This window comes from Vagococcus allomyrinae (assembly GCF_017829975.1).
Taxonomy (GTDB): domain Bacteria; phylum Bacillota; class Bacilli; order Lactobacillales; family Vagococcaceae; genus Vagococcus_D; species Vagococcus_D allomyrinae.
Map to the genome: position 1 here is coordinate 111999 of NZ_JAEEGA010000010.1, position 22663 is coordinate 134661.

Genomic DNA, 22663 nt, shown 5'->3' on the forward strand with positions numbered 1-22663 from the left:
TACGTTAACTTCAATAATCAGCATAAAACCCGAATATTTGAAGTTAACTTCAAATAATGACAAAAAAACATGAGATAGAAGTTTACTTCAAAGGGGAGATGGAGATGTTTCAGAGACCAACTTATCTTAAACAACTTATTCAATTTAAAGACACTGATTTTATCAAGGTTATCACAGGCGTGCGTCGTTCTGGTAAGTCAGTCTTATTAACGCTGTTTAAAGAATACTTACTTGAAGAAAAGATCGCTGAAGATCACATCATCTACATGAATTTTGAAAGTTTTGACTATCAGACGATCACAACTGAAGAAAAGCTTCGGCAAAAATTACGTGAGTTGATGCCAAAAGATCATAAAAAAATTTATTTGTTGTTTGATGAAATTCAAGTTGTCGACGGCTGGCAGCGAGTTGTCAATGGCATGGGGGTTAGCTTTGATAGTGATATTGTGATCACAGGTTCAAATGCAAACATGCTATCAGGTGAGTTAGCGACTCTTTTAAGCGGACGTTATATTGAAATTCCCCTCTATCCATTTTCTTTTCGTGAGTTTTTAAGCGTCAAAGGAATTGGAGTAGAATCTCGTAAAGTTGATGGTGCTTATGATGAATACGAAAAATATGGGGGATTTCCTAGCGTTGTTATGGCAGAGGAACCCATTAAAGACACTATTTTATCAGGAATTTTTGATACAATCGTTCTGAATGATGTTGCCCTAAGAGCCGGTGTAAAAGATCCAGCGACCTTAAAATCAATCATTCGCTTTTTATCGGATAATGTTGGGCAGTTGGTAAATACCTCAAAAATTGTCAATACGTTAAAAATGAGGGAGTTGAAACTACTGCTCACACGGTTAATCGTTATTTAGACTTACTCGAGAACGGCTATTTATTTTACAGAGCGAAGCAATATGATATTCGCAGACGAGAATATCGGAGAACCAATGGTAAATATTTTATCGTAGACTCTGGTTTACGAAGAAATGCTATTGGTAGAAAAGATGGCAACTACAGCAACCGTTTAGAAAATATTGTTTTTATAGAACTCAAGCGAAGGGGCTACCTGGTAGATGTTGGCAGACTTGATAGAAAAGAAATCGATTTTGTTGCCAGAAAACTAGACGAGACCCTTTACGTGCAAGTGGCTTATGAACTCCCCAATAATACTCATGAAACTGATAATCTCTTAAGCATCAAAGATAATTACAAAAAAATCGTTGTGACAGGTAGATATCACGATGTAGAACAAATCGCCGGAATTCCCATTATATATATTGCAGATTGGTTGCTGGCAGAATCATAAGGTTTATCTCTCAATAATTTAAGTGAAGCAATGGAGTCAGAATGATTATCTGGCTCTTTTTTAGTTTGCTATTCCATAACAAGCCTTTATAGTGACTAATAACGAAGAGGTGAATGAGTGATGCCATCACCGTTGGTTTTTTCTTTATCCTGATGAAAGGTTGTCAGAAGTGGCTTTTGATCAAAGTTAACAGGCTCTGATTAGCTGTTTTTAGCAAGTAAACCTCAACCGATGAGTGATGCCGTCACTCATTTAATAACAGTGTTTTCCGGCTGTTGTATCGATAACAAAACAGGATGTTTTGAGAGGGAGCTTGCTTTATTCAATAGGAAAGACATCATTTGGAGTGATGTCTATGTGAAACTCTTCGTTATAGCTATAGTGAGTAAGTCTCTTATCCGTGGTTAGTTTTAGTGTTAATAGCTCTCTCAAAGATAACAAACTTCCTCATGAGTGAGCCCGTCACTCAGGGGTGATTTTACAGGATATCAGGTTGTGTTAAAAGTATCCGAAACCTCATGTCTGATGTTGGTTTAACCTTTGATCGATAATGAGTGTGTTAAGCAGATGAAGAATCAAAACCTCAACCAATGAGTGATGCCATCACTCATTAAATAACTAATGCATCTTTATGACTGCTCCATTATGAATCAATCGTTCGTAGCTTTAGCATCAATACCCATCCAAAAATAACGAAGTACCTCATGAGTGATGGCGTCACTCAGCGATGATTTTGCTTCATATCAAGTTATTTCGAAAGTGTTTCAATCCCATGTTTGACGGGGATTTAACGTCTGGTAATTAATGAGTGTGTAGGCACTTTTAGAATCAAAACCTCAGCCAATGAGTGATGCCGTCACTCATTAAATAACGATTTTTTCGGTTGTTATGAAGCTGATCGAATTAGTTCTGCTTTTAGCGTTTCCTCTCAGCCTATTTCTAACCTTTTATCCTAATCGGTAAAAAAATGAAAAGGCCAGCTCAAGAGTGAAAGACGTACAGCTTGAATTATCTTGAGTCAAGAATTTCGTTAGCCATATAACGAATGATGTTTCAAGTGAGTTTCTCACTCATGGCTGGCTTTTCAAATGCGAGCCTTACCCGAAAAGCTGACAACGATCGGTAAGGTCTTTTTTGGCGAAGCTGTTCTCAGACAATAGTAGCAAGTTTCTATTGAGTCTTTTTTGATTTTAGAGTTAACATCTAGTCAATAAATAATAAAGTTCGTGATGAGTGATTGGATCACTCATTAGTGATTTTGCGGACGTGATGTTTTTGGGCTAAAGCCCCCAATCCCTTGGCTGACAAAACATCGATGTCTGATAATCACCTAGAGTGTTGTACGCTAAAAAATCAAAACCTCAATGAATGAGTGATCGGATCACTCATTAAATAACAAGCTAATTCTTAAAAAGATCATCTGTGATAATCGTGATGTACTGAGCACTTTCGCAGCGTGTTGTTTGTCGGTTTCGCTTGCGACCTTTCAGCAGAATATCTAAAGCAATGACATCGTTTAACTGCTCTTCTAGATGTTTTCTTGAAAGGTTGTCTAAAAAAACTGGCACATCGACTTTTTGCAATTGACGGTTTTGTTCTAAAAAGTTCATCCTTAGTTTTTTTTGATAGGTCATGAGCCCTTCCTCCTTTTTTACCCTTCACTCTTTCTACGAAATTAGAAGGGAATCTTCCGCGGTTTTGATAAAACTGTGTTAAAACTTAATGTTTGGAAAATCTTTTTCTTTGAGTAGGCCTTTGCGAATCAACGGTTTAAGGGTTTCTTTCATAATCTCTTTGTTTAAAAAAGTAACGGTGTAATGCAGAATAGTTGAAGTGTGACGGATAAGGTTAATTTGTTCCATGACAAAGTCGTTGAGAGGGCTGATGACATCCAGCATATTGCCGTCTCGCTCTTTGATTAAGGTAAGTAATTCAGGCTCGCTGATATGGGTATAGTCAGCTAGAATGGAATGGGAACAGCGATAGCTGTCCAATTGGACCAGAGCTGACTTAAAAAGCTTCAAAAAACCAGCATAGCCCAGTTCACAGATAAATGATGTGTCATCATCAAAAGTGAGCAGTGTTCGACTGAATTTATTGCCGCCACTTCGGAAATCCGTTAAGTCTGTCAAATGGGCCACATTAATCTGAGTATCTTCTGATACTCGGATGATGGCATCGTTAGTCGTAATGACAGGCCGTTTGTATCTCGAGGTACGGTGGATCGTTTGAGCGATTCGTTGCTGGCGAGAGTAGTCATGGCTGCCTCTACTTTCAGTGTAATCGGAAAGTAACTGCTTTTGAGTGAGGCTTGTACTTCGCCAGTGTTGTCCTTTATCCAAAATTAAGTTGACTTTGTCGCCGTTAATCGTGATTTGCTGAAAGAGTAACGTATTTGCTGTTAAGAGACCTTCTTTCCGATAGGTAGCATCGGTGAGATATGAGGTCAAGTGATGTTCCCGTAAGGCGCTTGGTGCTGACGATAAGTCAGGTTTTTTATCGTCTTCGTAATGGTGGTCCATGTCAATTCCCCCTTTTTTTGTTGGCCACGTTATTGCAGACAATTTGCCGTTGGTATCACTCGAGCGTACATCTCTAAACGAACTTTATATGATTATTATAATTAGAAACCGCTTACTTTTCAATGGCAAATTGATTAAAAGTGAATATTCCTCCAGGCCCCCCAATATTGCACAAATTTTGTAGGCGATTTTTTGAAAAGCCTGAAATAGAGGGAATCTCTCAGGAGGAGATGAGTAAGATTAGGGGCAAATGTGTAAAATTGCGATTTGGTCTTTTTTGTGTCATTTGTTATAGTTTAGGCAAATCAATCACCACAGGAAGGGGAGAGGCAGGATGAAGGGACTGTCTGATCAAGAGAAACGGCTATTTCGAGAGCTACAATGTCTGATTCATGAGGCGATTAAAGCCTTGGGGATTTCCAAAGAAGCCGATGATTACGAAGATTATGTTCAGGAGGCTCAATTGGAGGTGTTGCGTTTGTTTCGTCTTGAGCAGCGAGTAATCCCCCTTGATTTTGAGCGGTTTAAAAGTCGTCACTATCACAACATTGTCTGGCACTTAAAAGATATTCAGCGGAAAAAATGGCAAGAGCAGGCGCGCGTCAGCCCTTTGGAGGAAGAGTCTGAGGGAATGCTGGATCAAAAGCTGGTCGATAGTGTTGCGCTGGTGTCAATTAATCAGTCATTTTTTGAGGGGTGACTGCAATGGAAAAATATTTGGTACTAAGACGTATTAATGATCAGGCCAGTCTGTTTCAGATAGCAAGAGAGCTGGGCTGTTCCAAAATAGCTATTTATGACGATCGGCAAAGGATTCTACAGAAGGTTCAAAAAAATTATCGAGAATTTCTAAAAGGCTTTTAGGAATGGCCTGTTGAAATTCTTCATAATAGTGACGAGGCAGTATGACAGGTACAAATTCTAGTAGGGAGTTAAGCAACAAAAAGAAAGGATGATGAGGATGTATCGCGGGAATTTTCAAAGTCAGAAGGTGGAGTTGAGCCTGAAGCAAGGTGGCAAAACCAGTAAACAAACGTTGGCTAATGTCCGAGAAACTGCTAGCTCTGAAAGCTTGGTTGCTTTAGGACGGCTGTTTGAAGAGTTAGCGCCGACTGACGCAGTGCTTGCGGAAGTCGTCACGATTGCTCGGGTTAGCCATGTGCTTGGCTAAGGAAAGGAGGAAGGCTTATGTATGAGAGTATCAGTAAAAAGCTGCAGTTGATCTTTGTCAATGGGGCAGGCTCGTCTAATACGATTAGTCCTAGATTGTTCCGAGAGGAATTGACATCGCCGGAGGTTCAAAGTTGGATGGATCGCTTTTGTGAGTTAGGACTGTTTTACAGTACGGACAAGCAAATGCCCCTCTACACGGAGAAAAAAGCAGCACGGATCGTTGAGACCAAAACGACGGAAATCTTTAATGTGTCTAAGGACGGCGATTCGCCAGAGTTGGGGTAAGCAAGTGAGGAGTCAGGTGGTTTGGTCTCCGCCTGACTTGTTGAGTAAAGAAAGGGGAGAGGGAGATGACTTTTTTAGGTTTAAGCTTAGCTGAATTAGGGGCAGTGGTGGGCTTGTTATCGATTGTCACAGGTTTGTTGATGAAAGGCTTTATGGCCGTTAAAGAACAGATCACGCGGCCCTTGATTCAGGCGATGGAGAAGTTGCAGGTGGAAATCAAGCAGTTGGATCGAACGTTGACGGCCGAGCAATTAGTCTTGCGACAGGAGCTGACCACGATTCGTGAGGAGCTGGCTCGTGGTGACAAACAACGGTCGCTTAGTTCTTAGAGGGAAGGGGAGACAGAGATGACACTAATTGATTTTTTAGGATGGCTTAATGGTAGCTACTTGGTAGCGTTGGCGGTCTTAGTGGCGTTAGTTGTTGAGGCGATCAAGCAAACCGAAAAGATACCTGCTGATTGTTTGTCCTTGGTGGCCAGCTTAATTGGTTATGGACTGGGGATTGTGATTGGGTTGCTCTATCAAGTGCCACTGTTGACCGCTAGCTTTAATGGGTTGCTAGTAGGCTTGTTGGCCGCTGGTGGGTACGATGTGTTAACTTCCTTGTGGCATTTGCCAGAGGTCTTCAAATGAGCCGGCCGCGACCGCTCATCATCGATATTAGCGAGCATCAATTGCCGAGTAACATCAATTATCACGTGCTGGCCAACTCGATTGATTTAGCGGTTGTCCGAGTTCAGTTTGGTAGTTTACGTGAAGATTGGCAGTTTCGCACTCATTTGCAGGAGTTAAAAAAAGTGGGGATTCCCGTTCATGTTTACGCATGGGTGCGGGGGATTTCCGCTAGCGACATGGCCCAGGAGGCGCTGGCTTTTTATCAGCGAGGCCAGGCTTTTCAGCCGTTGTTTTGGTGGTTGGACGTGGAAGAGCGGACCATGGTTAATCTGGCCCAAGGGGCGGAGGTTTTCCGCCAGCGTTTAAAGGCTTTAGGAGCCAAAAAAGTCGGGATATACGTAGCCAATCATCTGTTCCATTCATTTGGTTTTAACGAGTCCCTGATTAGCAAGTATGACGGGTTGTGGCTGCCAACTTATGGGGCCGATACTGGGGAGTACCAAGGAGCAAATCCGACAGCGGCCAATTATTATGATTGGCATCAATATACCAGTACTGGGCGTTTACCGGGTTACAGTGGACCTTTGGATTTATCTCGCCATGTGGGCCGGCAACCTTTTAGTTTCTTTTTAGGAGGGCCTGAGGAAAAGCTCGTTTCTTATGAGATGGGGACTTCCGTGGTGATTAACGGGGTTTATAAAAGTTCTGTCAGTCAGGAAAAACTGCGTCCTTTGCGAAATCAAGGTGTGATCACCAAAATTGTCCATGGCGCTCCGAATCCTTATTTGTTGGATAACGGTGCTTTGGGCTGGGTCAATGATCAGGTGATTGTCAGTCAGGGAGAGTCTGTCTATCAGGTGAAGGCCGGTGATACTTTATGGAGCATTGGCCAACACTTAGGGATTAGCTGGCAACAGTTGGCCAGTTTGAATCAATTGACCAATCCCGATGTGATTTATCCGGGACAGTTATTGCGCTATTAAAGGAAGGTGAGCACGAGATGTTGACAGAAGAGGAGCTTCAAGTTGGTGGCAGTAGTTATCGGTTGGAAGTGGCTCGTTTATTACGAGAATTGCGGGAAAAAAAGGGCATTAGCCAGGATCAGCTTGCCAAGCGGATTGGCCGCAATCGACAGGTGGTCGCTCAGCTGGAACAGGGGATTGTCAAAAACATCAATTTACGGCGTTTGGATGAGCTAATAGCGGCCTGTGGTGAGGGCTTGATTGTCACGACGACTGAAAAAGCGAGAATCTTTCCACTGGATACCCATCAGGAAGATCAAGTTTTGGTGGCCTTTGCTAAAGGGCAAATCGGCAAGGCCGAACGTTTGTTGGCAGATTTAAGGCGTTGGCAGTACCCAGCGACTCAAGTCATGGCTTGTTGCAAACGAAATATGGCCGTGACCATGAGTTACTACTTTAAAGGCCGCAGTGATTTAAGCCATGCCGAAATGAATAAAATTGTTATGGGCTTAGGGTTGATTGGCTTTGCGAAGGAAGCTTATGAGCTAAAAGAATTGTATGAATATGTGTTGGATCAGGCAGAAGGCATCGACAAAGGAGGAGAGACAACATGATCATTTGGGAAGGAAATGCCGCAGAGTTTTATTTTAATGTGCCGGGAAGCAACCAGTTGCAGAAATTTCGGATGGTTCATCTACCTAAGGAACCTGATCCGGAAAAGCTGCTGAAAGCCTTGGATTTGTTTGCGACGATCATGCCAAAAGGCTCAAGTCGTGATTCAGTCGTGGTTGTCAATCGCACTCGCTATATCTAGGAGGGAAAGAGATGAAACTGTTGAAGATGTACTTTTTTAACGAAGATGGCCAGCCGACGAGCATCATTCCGCGAATTGAGCATAAAAATTTAACGGCAGAACAGGTTCGGCTGTTTATGGAACAATTGATCGAGCTGGAATTGTTTTATCATAAGGGGCAGCAGAAATTTGCGACGATTGATAAAGCCAAGTATGTTGACACCAAGGTGACTCATTTGTTTTAAGGGGAGCACGTTCGGGCCCCATGGCGGAAGTGTGGGGCTCTCAATGGGGGAGAGGTGGGAGATGTCATTTTACCTGAGTTTGCGTGATAGTGTTTGCTGCCAGGTTAGTCTCCTTTGATAAGCTTGTTTGGTTTGTTGGCTAGTTCCTGATCGGAGATAGAATCATTTAAGTCTTGACCATCATTAAAGGTAGCTCTTTGATAGTGGCCATTATCTAGTGAGACAACAAGTGGCAAATTATTGGTTTTCTCTGCCTGTCTATCAGGTGATGGAGGCACGGCGTTCAATTTCGGCTTTTACAAAGGAAACTATTAAGATGATTGAAGTTAGTAAGAAGAGGATCACTCCTAGCCACATTAGTGCGGTGCCTAAAGGATAATTTATGGCGTATTGTCGTTGGGCTTGGGCCACTTCTACCTCTGATAACAAATGGAAATCTTGAATAGGGATTAAAATGGTTTGCATAAAAAAGCCTATGACCATTGTTGGTAAGGAAAAGAGCCATATCCAAAATAAGGTTAGCACTGATTTTCTCTTCATGTTTTTCACCTCTTGTTAAATAATTCGCAATAGATAATTGCCGTTGATAGGTTTTTATTAGATGATTATATCATATGGTATTCCCGTAATAAGCACTGGAAGCATTAGAAGGATAGGTAAATTATCAAACATTACGTTATATATATAGCATTTAAATTAACCATAATTTTATCTCCTTGTGTTTATAAACTACCGTTTTTAGCGACATTTTGTTATCGTATTGTAATATAAGTGTTTTTAAATGTGTGGTAGTATTATGTTATTATTTAAAACGTTCTTTATTTTTAAGGAAGTGTTTTAATGTTAACAATTTTTGATTAATTTATAGGGGTGGTTATTTTGGAGTTTTCAAGACTTTTTATCACGTTTAATAGCGAATTTTATCGTTTTTCTAAAAATTGTGACGATGTTGCTTATATTTTATTGTTGGATACTTTTGCACCAGCGAGCTAAGATTTTGGTTTGGAAATTTTTGATGATGAATTTGAGCCAAATGATAATCATATTCGAGTGATATTTGGTTTACTGAGAGACATAACAGAGGAGGAAAGAGCCTTTTTACTCTCTTTCATGGAATCATTGCTTAGTTTTAAACCTAGCATTGATTACCGTGTTGAATACGTAGAGGTTGCAAATGAATTAGAGTTTGATTATCCAGAGGAAAAAGGGTTTGTCCAGCTAGTGAATCAGGTAAATAGTCTGTTTGATGTGACGATTCAGATCACGGATTACTCCTCATTCAATAACTTAATTCAAAACTAAGTAAGTTGATAGAAGTGCTAAATGTAAAAAAGTGGATAATTGATAAATAAATTTGTTAAGGAGAGCTTATGGAAAAGAAAAAGGATAGCGTAATTTTGAGGATTATTCTAACAGTGGTGGTAGGAATTGCTTGTAACTTAAATCAAGTTACAGCAGAAAGTCATGATGTTCATTCAGACTTATATGGTGAATTTTTTAATACTAGTTCAAAATTAGTGACTGATACAGATCAACAGGAACGAGCGTTGTCTTGGGTGAAAAGTATGATGCAACCACCCAAAATGGTGGGAGACGGTAGTAGTGTCACGGTTGATTCAGCCTATAGCTATGATTATGTTGGGGAAATGACTGGTAGTGTGATCTTAAGTGGGGAGCACAAACAAATCAATCGATCACACTTGACCGTTGTGTCTCCAGATTTAATTGTCGATTCGTATCGGGGAATTGTTTCAGGCAAGTTAGAGGGGCTATCACCAGCGGAGAACTATGAAGTTCGAGCGTACTTGTATACAGATAGCGAGTATGACCAAAGTTATTTTGTCAAACCTGCTGTTGTGAATCCTAATACTGGATCATGGTCTTTAGATTTATCAACAGTCCCCAATTTTGCTGGATCTTGGAGGTTTAAACTACATAAGGTAGTTGATGGTTTAAGTGTGGGCGATTCGTGGACAGGTGCTTATTATTATGAGCATTTAAAGGTACGATCTTATTCTTTAACCACGTCAGAACATTTTATAGAAGAGTGTGATCTAAATAGTGAATTAAAATGGTCATTAAAATCACAGCCCGGTGAGAAAATAATTCGGGTGATTGACACGTCAACGGGAACAATCCTTGCAGAGTATTTTAATCCTACTAAAACTGGTTTAATTCGCTCTTATCAATACGAAGACTTTGAGCCTGAATACAACACAAGCCAAAAATATTTGAGTTTTACTTATGATCAGGCAACGACGTTGTTAGTTGCTGTTGGCGAAGATGATCGTCAGATGGCCGATCTAGCTTTAAAAGGTTTGCTGTCAGCACAGATAAAAAGTGGTGAACATCAGGGCGCATTTCTGTCTCATGTATTTCAGTTTTATAAAGGGCAAGAAAAAACAAGTATTTATACTGGTATAAATGCCTTCGCGTCCTATTCTCTAATGCGATATTATGAAAAATATGGAAATCAAAATGATCTATTAGGAGCGCTGAAGGCTAACCTTGAGTTTATCGAAGGCCGAAAAATAGTGTCTGGTAATGGACGTAATTTATATAAAGGTGGGCTCAGTTATGATGACTCTTCCCAAACATATAAAGAGATCGACTGGTCCTCAACAGAGCATAATACAGATTTGTGGCACGTATTTGAGCGAGTTGGTCGATCTGTTGATTCATCCTATTTAACGAAAGCGAATGATCTAGAAAAATCAATTATGACGAATCTCTGGAATATAAAAGAGAACCGGTTTAATCAAGGCTTAAACGACGATGCTCAAGCACTTGACACAAACAGTTGGGGATCTATTTTTCTGAACGGTGTAGGTGAATATGAAAAAGCTAAATTGGCATTAGCTGAAACTGATAATTTCGTTGTGACAGAACAAGGTACAACTGGCTATTTTGCTTATCTTAACACAAACTCGCCAAGAACAATCTGGTATGAAGGCACTTTCGGCGTTGCGCTTGCTCAAAACGTTGCTGGAAATAAACGCAAAAGCTTAGATATCATAAATAATGCTTATCAAAAACAAGCGGCTGATGGGGCTTGGCGTTATACCTTGAACGAGGATTCTACTAATGAAATGTCCCATTCGAAGTCTGTTGCTTCGACTAATTGGTATTTATTAGTTTCAAAATATCCTAATATCATCTGGTCAGAATGTCGAGTGATTAACTAGTCTTAACCGAATCACTTTGTAAGGGTTAGAGAACAAGCTTCTTATATCTGATTTGGTAAAGGCTCAAAGACATGAGGGAGAATTCTATTCAGAGTTCTCTCTCATTTTTTGTTTGGCTTTTATGGCCGCCTTGTACCTCACAGAGTAGCGCCATTTAATGTCTCTAAAAAAAGTGAAGCCGCTTTTGAGAAAATTTGATTTCTTTTCCAAATCACATTAACATTGACAGCTAACCTAGGGGAAAGAGGGATAAACACTAAACCACTTTCCTTGGTATTGATAATCCCATCAAGGCAGAGTGCAGCGGTATTTCCCTCTTTGATTAGCAGAGAAGCATTGTATAACAGATTATAGGTTCCAACGACATTAAAGTTTCCTAAATTCCCTCCAAACCAATTGGTGAGCTGATTATCCACTAGAGATTGACTGGAAATGACTAGGGGAATAGCGACTAAATCTGAAGGTGCAATGACTTGATTTTTAGCTAACTGATGATGCTCGTTGACTAAAATCCCCCAATTATCTGGAGTGGGAAGTTTAAAATGGTCATAGAGATTTTTTTCAACCGGATCGATAACGACGCCAAAGTCTAGAAGACCTTTATCAAGTTTGTCCTTGATATCATCAGCGTTGCCACTATGCAAGTGCACATTAATATCTGGATATTTTTCGATTAAGTTATTTAAGATCTGTGAGATGTAGTGGAAAGCTTGTGTTTCCCCACTGCCAATCATGATATTACCGCCTATCACGTCATTTTTCTGTAAATTAGAAGTGGTTGTGCTTACTAAAGAAAAGATCTCTTTGCCGCGATTTTGTAGATAGATCCCCTCATCTGTTAAGGTTATCTGCCGATTTCCCCGCTGAAAAAGTTGGACCCCCAGTTCATCTTCTAAATCTTTCAGTTGTTTGGATAAAGTTGGCTGGGACACGTGCAGAACTTCTGCGGCTTTGCTGATGGTCTTTTCTTGAGCAACTGTTAAAAAGTAATGAAGTACTCGCAGTTCCATAAAATCCCTCCTATAACTAAAAGTTATGTCTAGTTATTCTGTATAAGTATTATTCATTCCTAGTATACCTGAGTATAATGGAGTCATCAAATGGAACAGGGGTGATTGGATGACTAAACGTGGGTTGATCGATCGTTTACAAGCAAAAGAAATACTGGCCGATTCGGCATTATTTAAGGAGATTCATTTGGTCAAGGAACAGAATGACCGATTGGTGGCCGAATTAAATTCCGGCTATCATAGTCCTAAAGAAGGATTAGGCCTATTGGAAAAAATAACGGGTAGCCAAATTGATGAATCAGTCACGGTCTCTTTGCCTTTTTATACGGATTTTGGGAGACATATTACCTTTGGAAAAGATATTTTTGTTAATCAAAATGTGACCTTTGTTGACTTAGGGGGAATTACCATCGAAGATAATGTCTTGATTGGTCCAATGAGTCGGCTGATTGCCGTTAATCATTTGACAGCTCCCGCTAAACGGCGAGGAATGTTGGTTAGTCCAGTCTTAGTCAAGAGGAATGTCTGGATTGGGGCAAATGTCACCATTTTACCAGGCGTGACCATCGGCGAAAATGCGATTGTCGCAGCGGATTCAACTGTTACTAAAGATGTCCCCAAAAATGTGATTGTGGCCGGTTCTCCTGCTAAAGTGCTAAAACTAATTGAGTCAGAGGATCAGCTTTAAAGCATAGCCTAATGGAAAAAGATATCGTTATGATAGGTGTCCTCTCAGGTAATGGTGAAGCCATCACTAATAGCCCTAGTCACTAGTTGGAGTGATGACTATCAAAAGGCAGAGCCAATAATTATGAAGTCACTTGACTCCATAATTATTGGCTCTGTATCTTTGTGTCGATTTTTTTATTTTAAATTAATTTTTCTTGTTCACCTCTAGAGCAATGGCTTGTTTGGTCTAAGGGTTTAGTATTTCTTTATTATTCTCCACTTAACCGTTCTAGTAGAAAGTTACTCGAGTGAGCATGTTGTCAAACTAAACTGATTGTCCAAAAAAATTTGCTGATCTACGTAAAAGTCATTGGTTTATCCAGGTTGATTTGGCAGAGGATTTAATTTAAAATAACAGTCATTTAATTTTTTGAAGTCCTCTTTAGTGGGAAACAAATCAATCGTAATAATGCAAACGTCGTCGTGATTTAAGTTTGAAAGGTTTGTTACAACAACGTCAAACTGGCTAAACTGTTCAAAAGCATCTTCGAGGTCATTCGTCATGATCGAATAAAATTCAAAGTGTCCAACATCTGTATGTTCCAAAAAATTTCGAATGAATTGAGTGTGTTCAATATCTAGGTTCATAAATACACCGACTTTGGAAACCGGTTGATGCCCGTAGAATTGATTATACATTCCTTCCAAATGGGTGGTCAGGTAATAAAGAAAGCGTGAAACATCCTTTTTACCAAAGTTTTTAAAATGTTTAAGAATCAGTGAACTGTTTTCCTCGTAAAAATAAGCCAAAACGGAAGAGCGTTTTTTTATGTTATCGATAAAAATTTTTTCTCTGTCATAAAGTAAATAATTATCGCCAATCATTAAGGCGTGTAGATTAAATATTTCTAAAGTAAAGGCTCCAGTATTTGTCGTTAAATCAAAACCAAATTTTTCTGTCGCGATTTTTAAGTATTGATCAATATCGTTTAATAATTGAGCTTTATCTGGGCTATTCTGAGCGATTTCTAGTGCGTGTTCGTAGCTAAAAGCAAATTGTCTGTAGATAAAAGGGAAAAAGAGTTGTTTTAAATTTGCTTCATTAAGTTCGATTTTAAAGGTGTTTTCAAAAGACTTTTTGAAGTAGATATCATTCAAAAAATCGGTTGAGTAATGGGGGATAGCGGTTGTTTTATCTAAGGTACGCAGGTGATTTTTTTGCATTCTCACCAGTGAAATTAAAAGATTTAACTGTAAAAATTTTAGATCTGGTAAATTATTAAATTGTTGTCGGTCCCGTAATGAATAGTCAATCAGTTTATTTAATAATTGTTGTTCAACTTTACTGAAAGGGTAGTTGCTTTTAGGGTATTTTTCTCTAAAAAAATTAATCATGACGTTTGAAATAGAGCGCTCATCGCCAACAAGCTGAAGGGGGTCTGTTTTAATACTAAAATGATATTGCTTAGTGTGGGCGTTTATTTCTTTAATAATTCGTCGAAGTGTGGAGACACTTGTAAAAAGAGCTTCCGCATAATCTTCTAATCGTTCTTCTTTTTCAAAAAAAATCATTTCAAGAAATGAGTATTCAAGACTGTTACTCAGTATGCAGGAATATAAATAATCCCGATTAATATCCAATGGATACTCTAAACTAAACCCATGTTGAGATGTCACTATTGACATTGGTTCAATAAATACATTGATGGCGTCAAAATCTTCGCGAATTGTATGTCGCGAATTATTTAACATAGTCATTAGAGAGGTTAGGGTAGTTAATTTATTGTCAAATAGAACTTCAAGGATTTTGAGATAACGGCGATCTTGTTTAGAAAGTAAGTTAATCATTTATCTTCACTCCATTTTTCAATAGTTTGTTTATAAGAAAATTAAAACATCATCATAGCACAAATGCAATTTTGTAGTTTAGAATTGTCTTTTTTTTTTGAAAAATAATGGATATCGAACGAAAAAAAACCAAAGTTGTGCCCGACAAATCAGGATTTTTTCAAAAAATGTACATCTATGTCTAATTTTAGAACGGCGAAACTTTTAAGAATAAAATACACTAGTGTTATAAGTTTTCGAACAAGCGAAAATGAAAAAAGTAAAAAATTAAGCGAAGGATGGTGATCAGGCATGAAGGTCTATTTTAATATTGATTTAGAGTTTTCTAGTTTAAATGAGATGATAAAAGACTTAAGTAAGCTTAATAATGAAAACAATGCATATTTGAAAATAGGATGCCTGAACGAGAAAGAGAACCTTGCCCAGTTGTTAAGTTTTGTTGAAGGCAGTGCTGAAGTTTATTTTTATAACTATCAATCACTGCAATTAACACTTTCAGAATTTAATCGAGTAAAGGCTAAGCTAGAAGCTATGGGGGTCACAATTATTTTTTTGGATGAAGAGAACAATTTTTATAATCAATTAGTTTTTATTATGAATATTGAGCAACGGATCATTTCTGCTCGTAGAATCGAGTCGGTGAAAGAGGCACGAAAAAAGGGGAAAATTATCGGTCGACCAAGTCTAGAATCAGAACTTCAGGAAAAAATTCATTGTTTATATAAGGAAAATAAAATGTCAATGCGTGAAATAGCTACGACATGTAATGTATCTTTAGGGACCGTCCATAAGTATGTTTATAGAAAGTGAAGTGCGGGCCGAATGTCATTTAGAAATGTTCAATTTAAATTAGGAGTGTGCGGATGAAAGAAGTAATAAATGGTAACAAACAAAGGCTATTGAGAATGGTTGGAGAGGTTGTTGTGATTGGCCTGTGGCTAGTCTATTTTATGAAATTCAGTCGATTCTACGACAAAGTGGAGCTACTGATTAGTGATAAGCAACCTCTAATCAATAAATTATTGATTTTTGTGACATATTCTCCTAAAGATTCATTTACTTATTTTACTATTGGTGGTCTTCTGGTCTTCCTATTAGTGTTGTTAATCATGCTAAGTTATGTAAATAAATCGGGACCCAAAAAGGTTTTGTTTTGGTTGACGACGATAGTGAATGTCGGGCTAATAGTAGGTCTTTGTAAGCCAATGGTCTATCCATTGTATATTATCTTTGTCTTGGGATCAGTGTTAGTTCTTTACACGATTGTCATCTTTACCAGGGAAGTTGAGTTTGATGAAGATAATTACGAGGTAGATGAAGAAGAAAGTAATGAGGGAAAGAATGAGAAGAAAACAAATGATGAGTAATACCCGTAGATGGAAAATAATTTGTATCAGTTTTTTAGTGATGTTTTTGTGGATGAGTTCTGCCGGAGCAGTCCATGCTGAAGATGATACCTTAGGTTATACCGTTGATATTATCAAACCAGAGACACAAATCGACACAACAAAAGATTATTTCAATATCCAAACACGTCCTGGAGAGGTTCAGACGATCCAAGCAGTTGTAAAGAGTTTGAGGAAAGAGCCTGTTACGGTCAAAATTTTTGCCGAGAACGCCATGACAAGTGAAGCAGGGCAAATTAACTACAGTGATAATAAAGCGATTTTAGATAAAAGCTTAACCTTACCTATTTCAGATATGGTGTCTATTAAAACACCAGAAGTAACGGTTGCTAATTTGGAAGAAAAAATTATTGAGATTCAAGTCACACCGCCACAAGAGTCATACGAAGGAGTGAAACTGGGAGATATCGCCTTCCAACTACAAGATGATAGTTCCGATAAGGAGTCGGGAGTAGGGTCATTATTTGCTTATCGGATTGGCTTGCTTACCATGGAAGAGGATATGGACTACAGAGATTCCAAAACATTGAAACTAGCTAAAGTAACGCCTGATATTCATCGAGGAAAAAAAACGGTCTTGTTACGTTTTCAAAATCCAGAACCTAAAATTTTATCAAATTTTGAATTAGCCTATACCTTAACAAAAAAAGGAAGTAAAGAACCGCTAAAAAAAGAAGTTAGTAAAAATCATAATATGGCACCAAATAGTAACTATAATTTTGCCATTGATTTAGGGATGGATCAAGTCTCAGCTGGTGAGTATCAATTGAAAGCTGAAGTAACTAACTCATACGGGTCATGGGATTTTGATGAAACTTTTAAGGTTAGTGACAGTCAAGCCCAAAAAATGAATGAAGAAACGGCGTTTAAATTAGCCACACCAAGTTGGATTAAATACACAGCCATCGCTATGACAGCTCTATCTGTGATACTGACGGTGATTGTGGCCGTGAGACAAAGCAAGTGGAAAAAGATGATCAAAGCGTTGAAGAAAAAAAGGAAAAGAGGGCGAAAATGAAAACATGTATCAAGTGGTTGTCAGGTATGATCTTATTACTATCGGTTTATCTGATGGTGCCAATATCAGCCATGGCTGACAATACAAGTGTGGATAAACCGACAGATGTTGGGGTGGGGTTTGAAAAAGACCAGACAACCCTGTCGTCAGGAGAGTCGGTGCCAGATGTACCCAAACAGCCTGATGAGGTTATAATACCAAAGTATAATTCTAAGAGCTTACCACAGTTAGGCAAGTTTGTGGAACCGATGGCGATTGTGCTACTGGGTTTATTGATTTGGATTGCCGTTTTGAGCATTATTGCATTGAACCGCTATTTGCGAAAAGAAGGGGAGGTTTAAATGGGGTATTTTTGGATTTACTATTTAGCAGTTCTGTGTTTGTTTTCGCTTAGTGTTTTCTTGATCACACTTTCACCAAGTGTGACAGCAGTTAAACGATTGAAATTAGCCAAATCCTCTTTGTTAATCAATTGGCTCTTTGTTCTTTTTTCAATCGTTAGCCTATCATTATTAGTTTATTTGTTCTATATCTTAAAGGTTCAGTTGGAAATTATGACCTAAGAATAAGTTTGACTGATTTTAAACAATTTACGACAATAACTTCCTCTAATCTATTAAATTATATAGTGTCACATAAGAGAGGAAGAAAAAAATTGAAAAACAAATTATTTTTAACATTAGCAACAATCGCAACAGTAGGTGCTGTATCAGCAACGACTGCTTTGGCAGCAGAAAACTCAGCATCGAAAACTTCAACGGATGTTGGTATCGGCTTTAAGTCTGATAAAGATAACGAGCCTACTGAAGGTCCATTTAAAGACAACTTGGCGTTAGTATTCCGTCCAACTGAATTCCAATTTGGGCAATCTAATAAGGCTGGGACAGCGTCTACTTTTAACAATACTCGTACTGGCAGACAGTATATCGTTGTTAACGATGATCGTAAAGGTGCTGATAAAGGTCAAGCATGGGTTGTTAAAGCAGAACTATCTGAATTAACATCTGGCGCTGAAACGTTAGCGAACGCAACATTAACATTTGGAAATGGCGCGCCTAAATTGTTTGACTACGTATTAGGTACAACACCACATCCTTCTAAAGATGACTATATCCCAGCTGACGTTAATGATCAAGATAATGGCGATCAAGCAACTAGCTTAAAACCAATCGCTGCTGGTGACACTACTTATACTGCTGTATCAGGTTCTTTAACAGCTGGTGGAAAAACACAAGTAGCGATTTTATCTAAAGATGCAACGGATGCTACTAAAGTAGGCGGTATTGCTTACCAAATGGAAAATGTTAAATTGGAAGTTGTTGATACAAGCAATCTAGGTGGTAAAAGCTTTGAGGGTACAATGACTTGGACATTGGAAAAAAATCCTTAAAAAGTAACAATCTCCCAAGGGATTATTAGTTAGCAATTAAGCAGATTAGAGGATAGTTAGAGGGAGTTATTGTCGTAAATTGTTTAAAATTATGTGTAAAGATGAAATGAAGGAGAAAATTAACATGAAGAAACATACAAAATGGAGAAAAACACAATCTGTCATGACATCACTTGTCTGTTGTAGTTTCTTTTCAATCATTCTTTTTTCAGAAAGAATGGAGGTTCGAGCAGAAGAGGCTACGACCGAATCAACAGAGCAGGTCGTAGAGAAAAACGATGACGGATTGGAAATAAAAAAGGGGCCTTCAACGAGAGCGTGGGTCAGTAAGAAATCTGCCAAATACGGGTCACTCTATTATGGCTTTGATACAACTGGAAATCCTAATGTTAAGTTATATGACTCGGTTACAGGTAAATATATTGATCATATTCATCAGGGTATTGATTCGACTCCGAATTTTAATATACAACGTGCTACACAGTGGACGTTTGATGAGTCAGTTGCTTGGAAAACGGGCAGGCTCCAAGTTGATACGACGACTATCACTGAAACACTGACAGACTCTGGTCAAAAGCGTTTTACTGGAATTGGCGTACCTACCTACACTGATACTTCGAATAAAGGTTTTAGTGTCGAAGTAAGTGTGGAACCATATTTAGATGGTATTTTACATACTTATGTCCTTAGGTATGATGGGACTCAACCTAGGGAAATTAGGCCAGTGAAATTTGTAGATACTAATTTACAATCGGATGGCGTACCAGTTAAGTCATTGGGCCCTGAAAAAGGAATGTATATAGTGAATGGCAAGTATCGCTTAGAGTATCGGACAAATATTGAAAAAGGTCCAACGGCTTATAATGCCAAGCACTATACATCTAATAGTTATCAAATGTTTGGTGCCTTTGTCAATAAAGAAGGTGGGCAAAAAAACTTACCATTAGGTACCACGATGTTACAGGCACCATGGGATACGGCCATGGGGTTTTCTTGGGAGAAAGTAACGCTACAGAAAGGTGAATCAATGGAGTATCGCTATGTAGTATCTGTCAAAAACTCTGAGGATATGACCATGAACCTAACACAAACTAATCTAAATTCAACAGATTCTAAAAATTATCCGGGAGATAACATTCAAACTGACGTAACAATTAAAGCGCCAGTGGACTCGGATCTTACAAATAGTCGAGTCACAATAACGATTCCTGATGGGCTAGAAAATTTATCTAATTTAGTTGTTCAAGGGAAAGATGTGGCAATCGATGATAACTATGACCCAACTACGCGAATATTAACATTGACGTATCCCGCATTAGCTCAAAACACTGAAATGAAAGCCTCCTTTAAAAGTGTCATTGATGATAGCGCTGGCCGCTCAACTATCACGACATCAGGGATGGTGACAGCAAATGATAAAGAAGACTTTGAAAAGGTGGCGGCTTATTCTAATGATTTGGTGGTCGGTTATAAAGCGAAAACCTCATTGACATCTCAAGTAGCAGAACCAATTTTTAATTATGGAGAAACGGATAAGGTTAATTATACGCTAACATATGATGATCCTAAGCCTGCTGAAAATCCAGCCATTGATTCTGTCTTAACAGTTAAGGCATTTCCTAAAGGGATTATTCCCGTTGCTAATACGGTTAAGGTTGATAATGTTGCCACGACGTATGATTTTGATGAACAGACGGGGACAATGACAATTAAAATACCTAAAATAGCTAAACAAATGACAGATATCTCCTTTGATATTGAAGGGACGAAGGAGTCAACAAAAGGTGAATTTTCTTTAACTGGACAGTTTAGTTCAACGAATGCGGCCACTTCAATCTCTGATCCACTTGAGATTACCTATAATAGAAGTCGATTAACAGTGTCTTATATAGATGTTGACACAAATAAGAATGTCGAAGGCACGCAGATGGTAGAACGAGATGTGAAACTGAATGATCGATACAATGAAAAACCTATTGAGATTAAAGGGTATGGTTATCAAAAGGCTAATGTGCCAACGGAAGGCGTCATACAAGCCGATACGGACGTCAACATTATTTTCTATTATAAAAAACTAACCTTTAAACTTGAACAAAGTGTTAAACGTAGCGAAGGAACTGATTCAACTCAAGCTTATTTAGGGGAAAAGCTGACGTATCAATTGAAAGTCAACAGTGAAATGACACCTTCTACCCCTAAAATATATTATGATAATTTCACAATTGTGACAGACGAAATGGATAAGAGTTTAGAAAAAGTTGAGAATTATCAACTTGTTAATAGTGCCAATCAAAAAGTTGGGACAGTCACATGGGATAATGTGACAAATCAACTGACTGGTAAAGTCACACCTAATACAGTTGAGGTTACAGAGCATCTTTATCTTCAATACGATGCTTACGTTAAACAAGATGTGCCATTCGGAACAGATGTTGTAGCCAGTGGTGTGGTTCAAGGAACCTTGTCTGATGGTAGTAACGTTGCCGTCATTAATTCGAATAAAACTAATCTTACGGTAACAAAAGGGGAGTTGGTATTTACTTCAATACCGAAGTCAATTAGTTTTGGGAAAGACCTAAAACGGGCATCATACTATCAGGATTACTTCCTTGAAGGAATGGAAGGTAGCTTAAGTGTGAAAGATTCACGTGGAAATGGTAATAGCTGGGCTGTTACGGCGAAAATGGAAAAACCTCTGACGTTGCTAACAGATGAGACTGCCCAACTAGATCTCTATTACCAAGAAGCCAATACTAAGCAGTTGTTAAGTGACACGAAGTCGGCGAAAATATATGGTCAAGTCACGACGTCTACGCAAGTTATTTCACTATCGGATCGCTGGGAAAAAGGCAAAACGGGCTTAATTGTCAGCGTTCCAACAAACAAGGCGAAAGGCGGTTATTACCATGGTCGAGTCTTATGGACCTTGGAAGATGTCCCTGGTAACGGTAATTAGAGCGTATTGACGAGATTACTAATGTGAAATATAGGAGGGTCCTTACGGTCCTCCTATATTTTGTCTTGAAAGAAGGAAACTACATGCTAAAAAGAGTGATAGTAACACTATCATTTATTGTGTCATTTTTTTTAATGGGATTAAAAGTAAATGCTGCCAATTTAGATTTTTCAGTGACACCTGAAACGCCTGAGACTCAGGTTGATAAAAGTAAAACCTATTTTGATATTAAAGTCACCCCGAAAGTAAACCAAGAACTTATCATTGAAGTTGAAAATTTGACTAAAAAGCCTCTTGTCTTAGAACCTTCGATTAGCCGTGCCTCAACTAATATTGACGGAATAGTAGAGTATGCTAAATTAGCTAGTTATGACTACTCAGCTGATCAAACCTTAAGCAATGACATTGAAAAAATGGTGACGCTGAACGAAAAAGAAATTAAATTAAAAGGGCTTGAGAAGAAAAAGATCAAACTGCTGATTACTGGGCCTGATCAAGGGTTTGATGGCGTTCTTGCAGGAAGTATTCGGATTAAAAAGAAGAGTGAAAGTGACCAAGGGATAATGCCCAAAAATGAAGGATTAAAAAATGATTATGCGTATTTAATCGCCCTTGTTCTGCATGGATCAGATGCCGAACTGACCTCAAAACTGTCGTTAAAAGGTGTGAGACCAGAGATAATTGATAAGCAAAAGATGTTAATTGCAACTCTTGTAAATGAACAACCAATGTTTATCAATAAAGTCGCTGTTGGGGTGGAAGTGTTTAGTAAAGAAACGGGGCAACTTATGTATAAATCCGAGATAGAAAATGGCCAAATGGCGCCAAATTCTTACTTCGATTATCCGATTTATATTGATGATAATTTATTTGAAGCAGGTAGTTATCAAGTGGAAATGTTAGTTGCTAGTGACCAAGGTAAGTGGGAATTTAAAAAAGACTTCACATTGACCAAAGAGAAGGCGGCCTTTTACAATGAAAGGTACAAAGAGTTAACAAAGGAAGCGAGTAAATTTAATGTCATTATCGTTGTTGTTGTGACAATAATTGGCGCTATGTTGATTTATTTTATGATCAGTTTATTGAGAAGTCAAAAGAAATTAACAAAAAGTGGGGAGGGGAAACGAAAAAAAAGAAGGAGATAAGTGTTATTTTATAAAAAAACAGTTGACGCCGCTTACTAATCCCTATACAATGGCGTTGAAATCATAATGACGACAATTAACTAAACTTTATGGCACTCCGCTTTGTGATTGGTCGTCACAAAAACGGAGTCTCGATGAA

General features: G+C 38.5%; 26 protein-coding genes and 1 pseudogene. 22 read left to right on the forward strand and 5 right to left on the reverse strand.

Annotation, left to right across the window (positions count from 1 at the left end):
- Positions 1-104: 104 nt before the first annotated feature.
- Positions 105-1300 (forward strand): annotated as a pseudogene (locus I6N95_RS15525) (ATP-binding protein).
- A 1400-nt stretch (positions 1301-2700) separates the two neighbouring features.
- On the opposite strand, the gene I6N95_RS15530 reads toward I6N95_RS15525, so the two are convergent.
- Both I6N95_RS15530 and I6N95_RS15535 read right to left on the reverse strand, forming a co-directional pair.
- A complete protein-coding gene (locus I6N95_RS15530) occupies positions 2701-2934 on the reverse strand; it encodes a DUF2922 family protein (protein ID WP_209529606.1) in 234 nt (77 codons plus the stop codon).
- Positions 2935-3012: 78 nt separating this feature from the next.
- Positions 3013-3822, reverse strand: coding sequence for a hypothetical protein (locus tag I6N95_RS15535; RefSeq protein WP_209529608.1), 810 nt, complete (start codon positions 3820-3822; stop codon positions 3013-3015).
- Between the two features lie 334 nt (positions 3823-4156).
- Here I6N95_RS15535 and I6N95_RS15540 point away from each other — a divergent pair, with 334 nt between their 5' ends.
- From I6N95_RS15540 to I6N95_RS15585, 10 genes are all read left to right on the forward strand, one after another.
- On the forward strand, positions 4157-4522 hold the full coding sequence (locus I6N95_RS15540) for a hypothetical protein (RefSeq protein ID WP_209529610.1): 366 nt from the start codon (positions 4157-4159) through the stop codon (positions 4520-4522).
- Between the two features lie 5 nt (positions 4523-4527).
- The gene (locus I6N95_RS15545; RefSeq protein ID WP_209529612.1) at positions 4528-4686 is read left to right on the forward strand and encodes a hypothetical protein; all 159 of its coding nucleotides are present in this window, start codon (positions 4528-4530) and stop codon (positions 4684-4686) included.
- 97 nt (positions 4687-4783) lie between these two features.
- Positions 4784-4993: a hypothetical protein gene (locus I6N95_RS15550; RefSeq protein ID WP_209529614.1), complete on the forward strand. Its 210-nt coding sequence runs from the start codon at positions 4784-4786 to the stop codon at positions 4991-4993.
- Between the two features lie 17 nt (positions 4994-5010).
- Positions 5011-5280 (forward strand): DUF2922 domain-containing protein, encoded by a 270-nt coding sequence (locus tag I6N95_RS15555; protein WP_209529616.1) that lies wholly within the window; start codon positions 5011-5013, stop codon positions 5278-5280.
- 65 nt (positions 5281-5345) lie between these two features.
- Positions 5346-5609 (forward strand): hypothetical protein, encoded by a 264-nt coding sequence (locus tag I6N95_RS15560; protein ID WP_209529618.1) that lies wholly within the window; start codon positions 5346-5348, stop codon positions 5607-5609.
- Between the two features lie 18 nt (positions 5610-5627).
- On the forward strand, positions 5628-5915 hold the full coding sequence (locus I6N95_RS15565) for a holin (protein ID WP_209529620.1): 288 nt from the start codon (positions 5628-5630) through the stop codon (positions 5913-5915).
- A complete protein-coding gene (locus I6N95_RS15570) occupies positions 5912-6880 on the forward strand; it encodes a GH25 family lysozyme (protein WP_209529621.1) in 969 nt (322 codons plus the stop codon). The genes I6N95_RS15565 and I6N95_RS15570 overlap by 4 nt, the downstream gene beginning before the upstream one ends.
- Positions 6881-6897: 17 nt before the next feature.
- Entirely contained in the window at positions 6898-7473 is a 576-nt protein-coding gene (locus I6N95_RS15575; RefSeq protein ID WP_209529623.1) for a helix-turn-helix domain-containing protein, read from the forward strand.
- Positions 7470-7673, forward strand: coding sequence for a hypothetical protein (locus I6N95_RS15580; RefSeq protein WP_209529625.1), 204 nt, complete (start codon positions 7470-7472; stop codon positions 7671-7673). The genes I6N95_RS15575 and I6N95_RS15580 overlap by 4 nt, the downstream gene beginning before the upstream one ends.
- Positions 7674-7684: 11 nt before the next feature.
- Complete coding sequence (locus tag I6N95_RS15585; protein WP_209529627.1) at positions 7685-7897, forward strand: DUF2922 domain-containing protein; 213 nt, start codon at positions 7685-7687, stop codon at positions 7895-7897.
- A 261-nt stretch (positions 7898-8158) separates the two neighbouring features.
- On the opposite strand, the gene I6N95_RS15590 is transcribed toward I6N95_RS15585, so the two are convergent.
- Entirely contained in the window at positions 8159-8437 is a 279-nt protein-coding gene (locus I6N95_RS15590) for a hypothetical protein (protein ID WP_209529629.1), read from the reverse strand.
- A 462-nt stretch (positions 8438-8899) separates the two neighbouring features.
- Between I6N95_RS15590 and I6N95_RS15595 the strand changes: the two genes are divergently transcribed.
- Positions 8900-9199, forward strand: a complete 300-nt coding sequence (locus tag I6N95_RS15595) for a hypothetical protein (RefSeq protein WP_209529631.1) — start codon at positions 8900-8902, stop codon at positions 9197-9199.
- A gap of 68 nt (positions 9200-9267) precedes the next feature.
- Positions 9268-11082, forward strand: a complete 1815-nt coding sequence (locus I6N95_RS15600; protein WP_209529633.1) for a hypothetical protein — start codon at positions 9268-9270, stop codon at positions 11080-11082.
- Positions 11083-11219: 137 nt separating this feature from the next.
- On the opposite strand, the gene I6N95_RS15605 is transcribed toward I6N95_RS15600, so the two are convergent.
- Positions 11220-12092: a LysR family transcriptional regulator gene (locus I6N95_RS15605; protein ID WP_209529635.1), complete on the reverse strand. Its 873-nt coding sequence runs from the start codon at positions 12090-12092 to the stop codon at positions 11220-11222.
- A 109-nt stretch (positions 12093-12201) separates the two neighbouring features.
- Between I6N95_RS15605 and I6N95_RS15610 the strand changes: the two genes are divergently transcribed.
- Positions 12202-12780 (forward strand): DapH/DapD/GlmU-related protein, encoded by a 579-nt coding sequence (locus I6N95_RS15610; protein WP_209529637.1) that lies wholly within the window; start codon positions 12202-12204, stop codon positions 12778-12780.
- Positions 12781-13136: 356 nt separating this feature from the next.
- Here the strand turns inward: I6N95_RS15610 and I6N95_RS15615 are convergent, their stop codons facing one another.
- The gene (locus I6N95_RS15615) at positions 13137-14609 is read right to left on the reverse strand and encodes an AcpB/EbpR/MafR family transcriptional regulator (protein ID WP_209529639.1); all 1473 of its coding nucleotides are present in this window, start codon (positions 14607-14609) and stop codon (positions 13137-13139) included.
- A 291-nt stretch (positions 14610-14900) separates the two neighbouring features.
- Here I6N95_RS15615 and I6N95_RS15620 point away from each other — a divergent pair, with 291 nt between their 5' ends.
- The 8 genes from I6N95_RS15620 (at position 14901) to I6N95_RS15655 (ending at position 22524) form a co-directional block, all read left to right on the forward strand.
- The gene (locus I6N95_RS15620; protein WP_209529641.1) at positions 14901-15419 is read left to right on the forward strand and encodes a serine integrase family protein; all 519 of its coding nucleotides are present in this window, start codon (positions 14901-14903) and stop codon (positions 15417-15419) included.
- Between the two features lie 53 nt (positions 15420-15472).
- Positions 15473-15976 (forward strand): hypothetical protein, encoded by a 504-nt coding sequence (locus I6N95_RS15625; protein ID WP_209529643.1) that lies wholly within the window; start codon positions 15473-15475, stop codon positions 15974-15976.
- The gene (locus I6N95_RS15630; protein WP_209529645.1) at positions 15951-17033 is read left to right on the forward strand and encodes a WxLIP family cell surface protein; all 1083 of its coding nucleotides are present in this window, start codon (positions 15951-15953) and stop codon (positions 17031-17033) included. Before I6N95_RS15625 ends, I6N95_RS15630 begins: the two co-directional genes overlap by 26 nt.
- The gene (locus tag I6N95_RS15635) at positions 17030-17374 is read left to right on the forward strand and encodes a hypothetical protein (RefSeq protein ID WP_209529647.1); all 345 of its coding nucleotides are present in this window, start codon (positions 17030-17032) and stop codon (positions 17372-17374) included. The genes I6N95_RS15630 and I6N95_RS15635 overlap by 4 nt, the downstream gene beginning before the upstream one ends.
- Positions 17375-17596, forward strand: coding sequence for a hypothetical protein (locus I6N95_RS15640; protein WP_209529648.1), 222 nt, complete (start codon positions 17375-17377; stop codon positions 17594-17596).
- Between the two features lie 92 nt (positions 17597-17688).
- Positions 17689-18423: a WxL domain-containing protein gene (locus I6N95_RS15645; RefSeq protein WP_209529651.1), complete on the forward strand. Its 735-nt coding sequence runs from the start codon at positions 17689-17691 to the stop codon at positions 18421-18423.
- Between the two features lie 124 nt (positions 18424-18547).
- Positions 18548-21379 carry a hypothetical protein gene (locus I6N95_RS15650; RefSeq protein ID WP_209529653.1) on the forward strand — a complete coding sequence of 944 codons (2832 nt, stop codon included), beginning with the start codon at positions 18548-18550 and terminating at the stop codon, positions 21377-21379.
- A gap of 83 nt (positions 21380-21462) precedes the next feature.
- The gene (locus I6N95_RS15655; protein WP_209529654.1) at positions 21463-22524 is read left to right on the forward strand and encodes a WxLIP family cell surface protein; all 1062 of its coding nucleotides are present in this window, start codon (positions 21463-21465) and stop codon (positions 22522-22524) included.
- The last annotated feature ends 139 nt before the right edge of the window (positions 22525-22663 follow it).

Coding starts and splice junctions, on each gene's coding strand:
- I6N95_RS15625 (WP_209529643.1), top strand. CDS start 15,473: ATGAAAGAAGTAATAAATGGTAACAAACAAAGGCTATTGAGAATGGTT.
- I6N95_RS15540 (WP_209529610.1), top strand. CDS start 4,157: ATGAAGGGACTGTCTGATCAAGAGAAACGGCTATTTCGAGAGCTACAA.
- I6N95_RS15635 (WP_209529647.1), top strand. CDS start 17,030: ATGAAAACATGTATCAAGTGGTTGTCAGGTATGATCTTATTACTATCG.
- I6N95_RS15600 (WP_209529633.1), top strand. CDS start 9,268: ATGGAAAAGAAAAAGGATAGCGTAATTTTGAGGATTATTCTAACAGTG.
- I6N95_RS15530 (WP_209529606.1), bottom strand. CDS start 2,934: ATGACCTATCAAAAAAAACTAAGGATGAACTTTTTAGAACAAAACCGT.
- I6N95_RS15535 (WP_209529608.1), bottom strand. CDS start 3,822: ATGGACCACCATTACGAAGACGATAAAAAACCTGACTTATCGTCAGCA.
- I6N95_RS15640 (WP_209529648.1), top strand. CDS start 17,375: ATGGGGTATTTTTGGATTTACTATTTAGCAGTTCTGTGTTTGTTTTCG.
- I6N95_RS15550 (WP_209529614.1), top strand. CDS start 4,784: ATGTATCGCGGGAATTTTCAAAGTCAGAAGGTGGAGTTGAGCCTGAAG.
- I6N95_RS15655 (WP_209529654.1), top strand. CDS start 21,463: ATGCTAAAAAGAGTGATAGTAACACTATCATTTATTGTGTCATTTTTT.
- I6N95_RS15615 (WP_209529639.1), bottom strand. CDS start 14,609: ATGATTAACTTACTTTCTAAACAAGATCGCCGTTATCTCAAAATCCTT.
- I6N95_RS15605 (WP_209529635.1), bottom strand. CDS start 12,092: ATGGAACTGCGAGTACTTCATTACTTTTTAACAGTTGCTCAAGAAAAG.
- I6N95_RS15570 (WP_209529621.1), top strand. CDS start 5,912: ATGAGCCGGCCGCGACCGCTCATCATCGATATTAGCGAGCATCAATTG.
- I6N95_RS15610 (WP_209529637.1), top strand. CDS start 12,202: ATGACTAAACGTGGGTTGATCGATCGTTTACAAGCAAAAGAAATACTG.
- I6N95_RS15580 (WP_209529625.1), top strand. CDS start 7,470: ATGATCATTTGGGAAGGAAATGCCGCAGAGTTTTATTTTAATGTGCCG.
- I6N95_RS15545 (WP_209529612.1), top strand. CDS start 4,528: ATGGAAAAATATTTGGTACTAAGACGTATTAATGATCAGGCCAGTCTG.
- I6N95_RS15620 (WP_209529641.1), top strand. CDS start 14,901: ATGAAGGTCTATTTTAATATTGATTTAGAGTTTTCTAGTTTAAATGAG.
- I6N95_RS15555 (WP_209529616.1), top strand. CDS start 5,011: ATGTATGAGAGTATCAGTAAAAAGCTGCAGTTGATCTTTGTCAATGGG.
- I6N95_RS15585 (WP_209529627.1), top strand. CDS start 7,685: ATGAAACTGTTGAAGATGTACTTTTTTAACGAAGATGGCCAGCCGACG.
- I6N95_RS15650 (WP_209529653.1), top strand. CDS start 18,548: ATGAAGAAACATACAAAATGGAGAAAAACACAATCTGTCATGACATCA.
- I6N95_RS15630 (WP_209529645.1), top strand. CDS start 15,951: ATGAGAAGAAAACAAATGATGAGTAATACCCGTAGATGGAAAATAATT.
- I6N95_RS15575 (WP_209529623.1), top strand. CDS start 6,898: ATGTTGACAGAAGAGGAGCTTCAAGTTGGTGGCAGTAGTTATCGGTTG.
- I6N95_RS15565 (WP_209529620.1), top strand. CDS start 5,628: ATGACACTAATTGATTTTTTAGGATGGCTTAATGGTAGCTACTTGGTA.
- I6N95_RS15560 (WP_209529618.1), top strand. CDS start 5,346: ATGACTTTTTTAGGTTTAAGCTTAGCTGAATTAGGGGCAGTGGTGGGC.
- I6N95_RS15590 (WP_209529629.1), bottom strand. CDS start 8,437: ATGAAGAGAAAATCAGTGCTAACCTTATTTTGGATATGGCTCTTTTCC.